Source organism: Rhizobacter sp. P3_B12, from assembly GCF_056402895.1.
The window spans coordinates 1-8,580 of the sequence record NZ_JBFUGN010000184.1; the positions used below are offsets into that span (position 1 = coordinate 1).

At 71.8% G+C, this 8,580-nt stretch carries 9 protein-coding genes and 1 pseudogene; 6 read left to right on the plus strand and 4 right to left on the minus strand.

The window, feature by feature from the left end; genetic code table 11:
* A pseudogene (locus AC1D01_RS12540) lies at positions 1-470 on the plus strand (catalase); the annotation flags it as partial.
* 7 nt (positions 471-477) lie between these two features.
* Here the strand turns inward: AC1D01_RS12540 and AC1D01_RS12545 are convergent.
* Both AC1D01_RS12545 and AC1D01_RS12550 read right to left on the minus strand, forming a co-directional pair.
* Complete coding sequence (locus AC1D01_RS12545) at positions 478-1,548, minus strand: flavodoxin family protein (protein ID WP_477866621.1); 1,071 nt, start codon at positions 1,546-1,548, stop codon at positions 478-480.
* Positions 1,549-1,674: 126 nt separating this feature from the next.
* Complete coding sequence (locus tag AC1D01_RS12550) at positions 1,675-2,589, minus strand: hypothetical protein (protein WP_477866623.1); 915 nt, start codon at positions 2,587-2,589, stop codon at positions 1,675-1,677.
* Positions 2,590-2,751: 162 nt separating this feature from the next.
* On the opposite strand from AC1D01_RS12550, the gene AC1D01_RS12555 reads away from it, so the two are divergent.
* From AC1D01_RS12555 to AC1D01_RS12570, 4 genes are all read left to right on the plus strand, one after another.
* Complete coding sequence (locus tag AC1D01_RS12555; RefSeq protein WP_477866625.1) at positions 2,752-3,147, plus strand: polyhydroxyalkanoate granule-associated phasin; 396 nt, start codon at positions 2,752-2,754, stop codon at positions 3,145-3,147.
* A 2-nt stretch (positions 3,148-3,149) separates the two neighbouring features.
* Positions 3,150-4,913: an ATP-binding protein gene (locus tag AC1D01_RS12560; protein ID WP_477866627.1), complete on the plus strand. Its 1,764-nt coding sequence runs from the start codon at positions 3,150-3,152 to the stop codon at positions 4,911-4,913.
* Positions 4,914-5,120: 207 nt separating this feature from the next.
* Positions 5,121-5,369, plus strand: a complete 249-nt coding sequence (locus AC1D01_RS12565) for a hypothetical protein (protein WP_477825408.1) — start codon at positions 5,121-5,123, stop codon at positions 5,367-5,369.
* A gap of 151 nt (positions 5,370-5,520) precedes the next feature.
* On the plus strand, positions 5,521-6,093 hold the full coding sequence (locus AC1D01_RS12570; RefSeq protein ID WP_477866629.1) for a GNAT family N-acetyltransferase: 573 nt from the start codon (positions 5,521-5,523) through the stop codon (positions 6,091-6,093).
* An 87-nt stretch (positions 6,094-6,180) separates the two neighbouring features.
* Here AC1D01_RS12570 and map read toward each other — a convergent pair whose 3' ends face one another.
* A complete protein-coding gene (gene map, locus AC1D01_RS12575; protein WP_477866635.1) occupies positions 6,181-6,933 on the minus strand; it encodes a type I methionyl aminopeptidase in 753 nt (250 codons plus the stop codon).
* Between the two features lie 71 nt (positions 6,934-7,004).
* Positions 7,005-7,265 (minus strand): ParD-like family protein, encoded by a 261-nt coding sequence (locus tag AC1D01_RS12580; RefSeq protein ID WP_477866631.1) that lies wholly within the window; start codon positions 7,263-7,265, stop codon positions 7,005-7,007.
* Positions 7,266-7,418: 153 nt separating this feature from the next.
* Here AC1D01_RS12580 and AC1D01_RS12585 point away from each other — a divergent pair.
* The coding region (locus tag AC1D01_RS12585; RefSeq protein ID WP_477866633.1) for a hypothetical protein at positions 7,419-8,580 on the plus strand (1,162 nt) is incomplete at its 3' end.

The window sequence follows — 8,580 nt, forward strand, 5'->3', positions numbered from 1 at the left end:
GCATCGCGCTGCTCGCCGCGCATGGCGTGGCCGGCAAGCCGATCGCGAAGCTGATGGCGGCGCTGCGCAAGGCCGGCGCGGTGCCGACCGTGATCGCGCCGCGCATCGGCGCGGTCACCACGGCCGACGGCGAGCCGCTGGAGGCCACCGGCTCGCTCGAGAACTCGCCGCCGGTGCTGTTCGACGCGGTGGTGCTGCCCGATGGCCCGAAGGGTGTCGACGTGCTGCTCGGGCTCGGGCAGGCGCTCGAGTACGCGACGCTGACGTGGCGGCACGGCAAGACGCTGCTGGCGCTCGGTGCCGGCCGCGCGTTGATCGAGAAGGCGCAGGTGCCGACCACGCTGGGCGATGGCTCGCCGGACCCCGGCGTGCTGTTCGGCAGCGGTGACGACAAGACGGCCCAGGCCTTCATCGCGGCGGTCGCGAAGCACCGCCACCCGCAACGCGAAGGCGATCCGCCGAGGGTCTGAGTGCTGGCTACTTCGGCCGGGGCGGCTCCAGCGCCGCATCCGGCCGCGAGAGCGTGCCGGTTCGCAGCTGCGCGACGGCCGCCAGCACGGCCTGCGCGACCTGGCGGGTCTCCTGCTGGAACGCGGTGTCGGCATCCAGCGCCTCGTGGCTGTTGAAGTACGGGCCGTAGTAGCCGACGTAGCGGGCGAGCCGCGCACCGTCGCCGGCATCGACGAGCCCCATCCAGTCCAGCCAATCGGCGAGCGCATGCCGCTGCTGCTCGATGCCGGCCACGTCGCCGTGCACGACCAGGCCGTACACGCGGCCGGCCAGGTGTTTCGGGTAGTCCCAGCCGCGTTCCTCCAGCGCCTTCGCTTCGGCCACCTTCTTGCCGTGCGTGCTGCTCGGGTCCGGGTTGCCGCCGTCGGCGCAGACCAGCCGGTCGATCATCAGCTTCAGCGGGCTCGGGGACTGGTACCAGTAGGTCGGTGCGACGATCACGATGCCGTGCGCGCTGACCCAGCGCTCGTAGATCTCGGCCATCCAGTCGGAGGCCTGGTCCAGCGCGTGATTGGGATAGCAGCTGCACGGCCAGTGGCACAGCGGCATCGCGGTGCCGACGCAGCCCTTGCRCGGGTGGATGTGGCGCCCGTACTCCGAGGTCACGAGGCTCAGGTCGAGCAGGTCGGCATCGACGCCGGCGCGTTCGACCTCCTCGCGCACCAGGCCGCTCAGCCGCCAGGTCTTCGACATCTCGCCGGGGCAGGTGCCGTCGTTGCGGGCGCTGGCGCAGATGACCAGCACCCGCGAGCGCGTGCCGGGCTTCGCCCAGTTCGCCTGCGCGGCCTTCAGGCGCTGGTGCGTGTCGAGCCACTCGACCGAGGTCTCGTAGCCCGGGTCCGCGAAGCCCGGGCCGGCCGGGCGGGTGATCGGCGCCTTGCGGCCTTCATCGACGGCGAGCCAGGCGATCGCCTCGAGCCGCGCGATCGCGTCGCGCTCGCCGTCGTACGCCGGGTCCACCCAGCGCTGCCGGAAGCGCCGCCCGAACTCGTCGCGCGTCAGCGGCGTGTCGGCCTGGCCGGTGCGGACCCGGGTCATCTCAAGGGAACGCCATCAGTGAAAGAACAGCGCGATCAGGATGATGATCGGGATCGGCACGCCGAGGAAGAACAGCAGCAGGGATCGCATCAGGTGTCTCCGGTGGTGGGATCGGAATGAAAGGTCTCAGAGGTCGCGCCGGCTGCCGCCCCAGGTCGCGCACAGGCTGGCAACGAAAGCGCCCGCCAGCAGCGAGATGAACAGCCACAGCGATGCGTAGGCCGAGGCCTTGCGCGCCGTGTCGGCCGCATCGCGTGCACGTGCCTGGGCGTCGTTCAGCGCGGTCTGCAGCCGGGCCCAGGTGTCGGTGACGCGCTTCTCGGCGTCCGCCTGCGACAGCCCGGTGCGCTGCGCGACCAGTTGCCCCAGGTAGCGCGTGTCCTCCACCGGCAGCGTCGCGGCGCGGCCGGCGGTGGCGAAGATGCGCGTCACCTCGGCGAGCGGCGCTGCGTCGGCCGGCGCGGCCGGGCTGCCCGTCGCCGTGGCGTCGCGGCGGAACAGCGCGTCGGCGTGGTAGCCCATCAGCTCCGACGCACCGGTCGCGGCCGCCGTGGCCCCCACGGCAGCCGCGCCGGCCGCACCGCCGACACGGGCGCTCGTGCCGACGATGCCCCCGATCGCGCTGCCCAGCAGCGCCGCGGTGGCGAGCGATGCGACCGCCCACGCGAGGAAGCCATGGGCCGTGTCGCGGAAGTAGATCTCGTCGCCGGCCGCATCGGCCCAGCGCGTGCGCAGCCGCCCGGCCAGGTAGCCGCCCATGCCCGACGCGGCGAGCTGCGTCAGCGTGACCCAGAGGATGGTGCCGACACCGACGGCCGCGGCGCTGGCGCCGTCGCGCGCCCACGGCGAGATCGACGACAGGCCCAGCCCGACGCCGAGCACCAGCAGGATCAGCGACAGCGYGGCCGCTGCGGCCGCACCGGCGAGCACCGCGCCCCACGACACCGCGCTGCGCGGCGCCGCGTCGGTTCGCGGTGCGAGGGCGGGTGCGGCGCGCGGGCCTGCGGGGATGCCGACGCCTTCGACGTTGTGATAGGCCATGACCGTGGTCTCCTGAAGGGATGGATCCATCGTCGCCGTGCGTCGGGGCGCGGTGCGTCGGACTGCGATGGCACGCGCTGTAGGAATAGAGCGCGACCGGCAGCCCGACGCCACCACAGCCGCCGGCCGGCCCTTACAGTGGCTTCAACCCAGGAGCACGCCATGTCGAAACGCCAACGCAGCACGCTCGCGAAACGCAGTGCCGAACTCGCCTTCGCGGTGCCGCCGGTGATGGCGCACCGCATCGCCCGCATGGCGCTGGCCGGTGGCCAACCGTCGGCACGCGACCAGCGCGAGTTCAAGCTGATGAGTGCCGAGAAGACCGCTGCCTTCCAGCAGTCGTGGATGGCGATGGGGCTGCAGCTGTGGCGCGCGCAGCAGGCCTTCGCGGTGTTCTGGTGGCGCGCCTGCCTGTCGCCGTGGGGGCCGCCGTCGGCGCAGGCGATCGGCACGCACCTGCAGTCGGCCGCGCTCGGCGTGCTCGGCCAGGGCCTTGCGCCGGTGCACCGCACCGCGGTGGCGAATGCGAAGCGGCTGTCGAGAACCCGGCTGCGATGACGATGGCCACGCCGCCGCTGATGCTGGTCCTGCTGCTGGGCGCGCTGCTGCCGGTGGCGGTGTGGCTGGGCTGGTCGCTGCACTGCTCGCGGCGGCTGCATCGCCATGAAGTGGGCGAGCGGCAACGCACCGCGCAGCTGCTGGCCGATGCGCAGGTGCGGCACACCGAACTGCAATCGCAGCTCGAGGCCCTGGTCGCCGCGCGCACCGCCGCGCTGCAGGCCAGCGAGGCGCGCATGCGCACGATCTTCGCGACCAGCTTCCAGTACCAGGGCCTGCTGGCGCTCGACGGCAGCGTGCTCGACGCCAACGAATCCTCGCTGCGCGGCATCGAGTCGACGCTCGACACGGTGATCGGCCGCCCGTTCTGGGACACGCCGTGGTTCGCCCGCACGCCGGGCATGCCGCAGACGGTGCGCCAGGCGGTGCAGGCGGCCGCCCAGGGCCACAGCCTGCGCCAGGAGATCCGGCTGCTGTTGCCGGCCGGCTGGCGGCAGTTCGACTTCGCGATGCGCCCGGTGCACGACCGCGACGGCGCGGTGGTCGCGATCGTGCCCGAGGCGGTCGACGTCACCGAGCGCCACCAGGCCGAGGAGCGCCTGCGCCAGGCACAGAAGATGGAGGCCGTCGGCCAGCTGACCGGCGGCGTCGCACACGACTTCAACAACCTGCTGCAGGTGATCTCGGCCAACCTGCACCTGGTGTCGCGCCTCACGCACGCCGACGAGAAGGTCATGCAGCGCCTGGCCAGCGCCACCGATGCGGTGCGCCGCGGCGCCAAGCTCGCGAGCCAGCTGCTGGCCTTCGGCCGCCGCCAGGCGCTCGCGCCGCGGGTGGTCAACGTGGGCCGCTTCCTCCATGGCATCGAGGACCTGGTGCGCCGCTCGATCGGCGAGGGCGTCGAGGTCGAGGCCATCGTCTCCGCCGGGCTGTGGAACACCTTCGTCGACCCGACGCAGATCGAGAACGCGCTGCTGAACCTGGCGATCAACGCGCGCGACGCGATGGACGGCAACGGCCGGCTGACGATCGAGGTCGGCAATGCCTTCCTGGACGACGATTACGTGCGCGGCCAGGTCGACATGAAGCCGGGCCAGTACGTGATGCTGGCCGTCAGCGACACCGGCTGCGGCATGACGCCGCAGGTGCTGGCCCAGGTGTTCCAGCCGTTCTTCTCCACCAAGCCGACCGGCAGCGGCACCGGGCTCGGGCTGTCGATGGTCTACGGCTTCGTGCGGCAGTCGGGTGGCCACGTGAAGATCTACAGCGAGCCCGGGCAGGGCACCACCGTCAAGCTCTACCTGCCGCGTGCGCACGAAGGCGCCGACGCGGTCGACGCGACGCCGGGCGGCGGCGCCGAGGCCGGCGGCGACGAGACCGTGCTGGTGGTCGAGGACGATGCCGCGGTGCGCGGTGCCACCGTCGAGATGCTGCAGGAGCTCGGCTACCGGGTGCTGAAGGCGGGCGATGCCGACCAGGCGCTGGTCGTGATCGACGACGCGGTGGCGCACCACGCGGCGATCGACCTGCTGTTCACCGATGTCGTGATGCCCGGCCGCCTGAAGAGCCCGGAGCTCGCCGACAAGGCGCGCGAACGGTTGCCCGGCATCGCGGTGCTGTTCACGTCCGGCTATGCGCAGAACGCCATCGTGCACGGCGGGCGGCTGGACCCGGGCGTCGAGCTGTTGCCCAAGCCCTACACCGCGCAGGCGTTGGCGAGCAAGGTGCGCGCGGTGCTGGACCACGGGCCGCGGGTGACGCAGTGACCATCCGCGGCACCCTGGAACAAGAAGTGTCCGCCGGCCGACGCAATCGGCACCTGACGCTTTTTGAAGGGCGGGGGCGCAGCGTGTCGATGGTCGCGGCAAACGCAGCACCGGCGCGGCCCGGCCGCAAGCGGGGACTGACAAATCGCGGCCGTCGCGGTTGGCCCGCCATGGACCGCTTCTTGCCATTCATCCGACATCGCGCCGGTGGTCGGCGTTCCTCCAGGGATGGAATCGATGTCTTCCAGAAAACCTGGTGCCGAGGATGCGGCGCCGATGTTCCAGCGACTGTGGTCCCGCATCGGCGGTGCGCCGCTGCGGCACGACGCCGATGCCGCTGCGCCCTCGACGATCCAGGACACGGGGTTCCCGTCGGGCAGCGCCTGGGCGGACACCGTGATCGAAGACGACCGGCGCGTCGCGCCCACCGATGATGCGAACAATGGCCTTTCGTGATGTCCTCTCCCGTGACGCGCGCCCCCGCGACGATGCCGCTGCTTCGTACCTCGATGACTTCGGTGATTTCAGTCAGAGTGGACGCGTCGTCGACGACACCCTGCCCCCCACCGAGGCCGCGCCACTGGCCGCTGCGCCCTGGCAGCTCGAGATGGGCGACACTGCTTCGCGCCGCATCGACACGCGCGATCCGATGGAGCCGCTGCGCTTCGATGGCATGGTGCTGCGCCCCTGGACGCGCGACGACGCCCGCGCCATGGCCGAAGCCGTCCGCGAATCGATCGGCACGATCGGCCGCTGGATGGATTGGTGCCACCCCGGCTACGGCGTGCGCGACGCGATCGACTGGGTCGATGACTGCGCCGACAGCCTGGCACAAGGCCAGGCCTGCGAATTCGGGCTCTTCGACGAGCGCAGCGGCCGGCTGGTCGGCGGCGCCGGGCTCAACCAGTTCAACACGATCCACCGCGTCTGCAACCTTGGCTACTGGGTCCGCCAGTCGGCCCAGGGGCAAGGCATCGCGACCCGCGCCGCGCGTTCGCTGGCCAGCTATGGTTTCAGCGCACTGGGTTTCCAGCGCATCGAGATCGTCGTCGCCGAAGGCAACGAGCCGAGCCTTGCGGTCGCCCGCAAGCTCGGCGCGCAGTTCGAATGCCTCGCGCGCAACCGGCTGATGATCCGCGGCAACGCGGTGTCGGCGTGGGTGCATTCGCTGGTGCCTTGAAGGTCATGACGACCCCTCGCCCGGCGGGTACGCCGGTCGATCCCCCGGGGGGATGCGGGCCGGCTTGGGGCGGCCCGGCGCTCGGCCCTACGGAACCGCGGGGTAGGGGCCGGTGCCTTCCGGCCACGGCGTCAGCACCTCGACGCCGCTGTCGGTCACCGCGACCATGTGCTCCCACTGCGCCGACAGCGAACGGTCGCGCGTGACCACCGTCCAGCCGTCGGGCAGCGTGCGCGTGCCGGCCTTGCCGGCGTTGAGCATCGGCTCGATCGTGAACACCATGCCCGGCGCGAGCCGCAGCCCCTGGCCGGGCTGGCCGTAGTGCGCGACCGTCGGCTCGTCGTGGTAGATGCGGCCGATGCCGTGGCCGCAGTACTCGCGCACGACGCTGAAGCCCTCGCGCTGCGCCACCGACTGGATCGCGTGGCCGACATCGCCGAGCGTCGCGCCCGGCCGCACCGTGCGGATGCCCGCGCGCATCGCCTCGTAGGTGGTGTCGACCAGCCGGCGCGCGAGCGGCGACACCTCGCCGACCAGGAAGGTGCGGCTGGTGTCGCCGTACCAGCCTTCACGGATCACCGCGACGTCGATGTTGACGATGTCGCCATCGCGCAGCACCTCGCCTTCGGACGGGATGCCGTGGCACACCACCTCGTTGACCGAAGCGCAGATCGTCTTCGTGTAGCCGTGGTAGCCGACATTGGCCGGCACCGCTTTCTGCACCTGCACGATGTGCTCGTGGCACAGCCGGTCGAGCTCGCCGGTGCTGATGCCGGCCTTCACGTGCGGCGCAATCATCTGCAGCACCTCGGCGGCCAGCGCGCCGGCGGCACGCGCCATCGCGAGGTCGGCGGGCGGGTGGAACTTGACGTGGCGCGCCGGGCGGCTGCTCTGGCCATTCCCCTGGCGGTTCACCGGGCCGCCCTCCGCGGGGCGCGCAGCGAGGCCGCGCGCGGCGCTTCCGGCTTCACGAACGTCAGCCCCGGCTCCTTCGACTGCGCGGCGCGCAGCATCATCTGGCAGATGTCGCCATAGCTCAGCGCGGGGTGCAGCTCGGCCAGCATGCCCACCCGCATCCAGTGCTCGGCCTGCGCGTTGATCGAGCGGCTCAGCGCATCGCTCGCGCTGCGCAGGTTGTCATGCATCTGGTCTGAAATCTTCACGATGCCCATTGGTTCGCCATGAATTGGTACTGAGTGAATGGGTGCCGAGAAAGCCGGCGATGTATGGATCATATATGGTTCGTATATTACCAGCGCGGCGCCGCCGCATCCCGATAGACTGCGCGCGGCCTGCCCCCGAGCACCGACGAACCGGAGAACCCCATGCCCCCGCGTAACGAAGCCGACGGCTTCCTGCCCCGCATCCAGATCGTCACCGCCACGAAGCGCTATCTGCTCGGCGGGCCCGGCGCGGTGCCGGCCGGCGTGGCGCGGCCCCGTTCGCTGGCCAACGAGGCGCTGCGCTGGAGCTACGTGCTGCGCAGCCGGGAGCGCTGGCGCGACATGCCCGACGTGGCCGACCGCCACCAGGTCGACGCCACCGCGACGCTGAAGGCCTTCGGCTTGACGGACGAGGCGCTGCGCGAGATCGCGCAGGCCGGCCGCGTCGTCGTGACGATGCCGTTCGAGGCCGAGAGCATCGGCTGGGAAGGCCGCATCTTCCCGTGGGAGTTCGTGCTGTCGCGCGCCACGCGGCGCTACCGGCGCACCGGCGGGTCCGCTGCAGCGGGCGGATCCGGCCTGACGGTGATGCGCCACTTGGACCTCGCCGACCGGGCGCCCTTGCCGGTACGCCGCATGGACGGCCGGGTGCTGGTCGTCCAGAGCCTGCCCGGCGCGCTCGCGCAGGCCTATGACGCGACCGACGAGACCGAACGCGTGCGCCGCGCCTTCGGCCTGGCCGGCRACGACCCGCGCTGGCGCGTGGCCGTGAACCCGACGCTCGCCGAGCTGACGGCGCTGTGCGCGGCGTTCCGGCCGGAGATCGTGCACGTCTGCGGCTTCGACAACCATGAAGGCATCGCGAAGCTGGCAAGCGGTGCAGGCACCGACGTGGCGGTGACGCTGCATGACGAGCAGCGCAGCGCCGCCGACTGGCAACGCGACGACAAGGGCGTCGTCGACGGCGTCCTGATGCGCCGCAGCGACGGCCTGCCGGTGATGGTGGCGCCGCCCGAGCTGGCCCATGCGCTGACCGGCGGTGGCCGGCACCGGCCGTTCTTCGTCGGCCTGAACCTGTGGAACTCCGCGGCCCGCATCGCACCGCAGCTGCTGCCGGCCGGCGTGCTGGCGGCGATGGGTTTCCAGGATGCGTTCGACGATGCGCTGGCCGAGTACTTCTTCGAGACGCTGTATGCGCAGCTCGCGGCGCAGGCCTGGAACCTGCCGGTCGCCTTCGAGCAGGCCTGGGCCGCGACGCGCGCGCAGGTCGACCTGGTGCCCGGCACCGGCATCGCGCTGTGGGCGCGCGCGCCGCTGGTGGCGC

Bases quoted from the DNA above. Each gene is read 5' to 3' on its own strand.
- AC1D01_RS12555 (WP_477866625.1), top strand. From the start codon at position 2,752: ATGTCGAAACGCCAACGCAGCACGCTCGCGAAACGCAGTGCCGAACTC.
- AC1D01_RS12560 (WP_477866627.1), top strand. From the start codon at position 3,150: ATGGCCACGCCGCCGCTGATGCTGGTCCTGCTGCTGGGCGCGCTGCTG.
- AC1D01_RS12570 (WP_477866629.1), top strand. From the start codon at position 5,521: ATGGGCGACACTGCTTCGCGCCGCATCGACACGCGCGATCCGATGGAG.
- map (WP_477866635.1), bottom strand. From the start codon at position 6,933: ATGGCGCGTGCCGCCGGCGCGCTGGCCGCCGAGGTGCTGCAGATGATT.
- AC1D01_RS12580 (WP_477866631.1), bottom strand. From the start codon at position 7,265: ATGGGCATCGTGAAGATTTCAGACCAGATGCATGACAACCTGCGCAGC.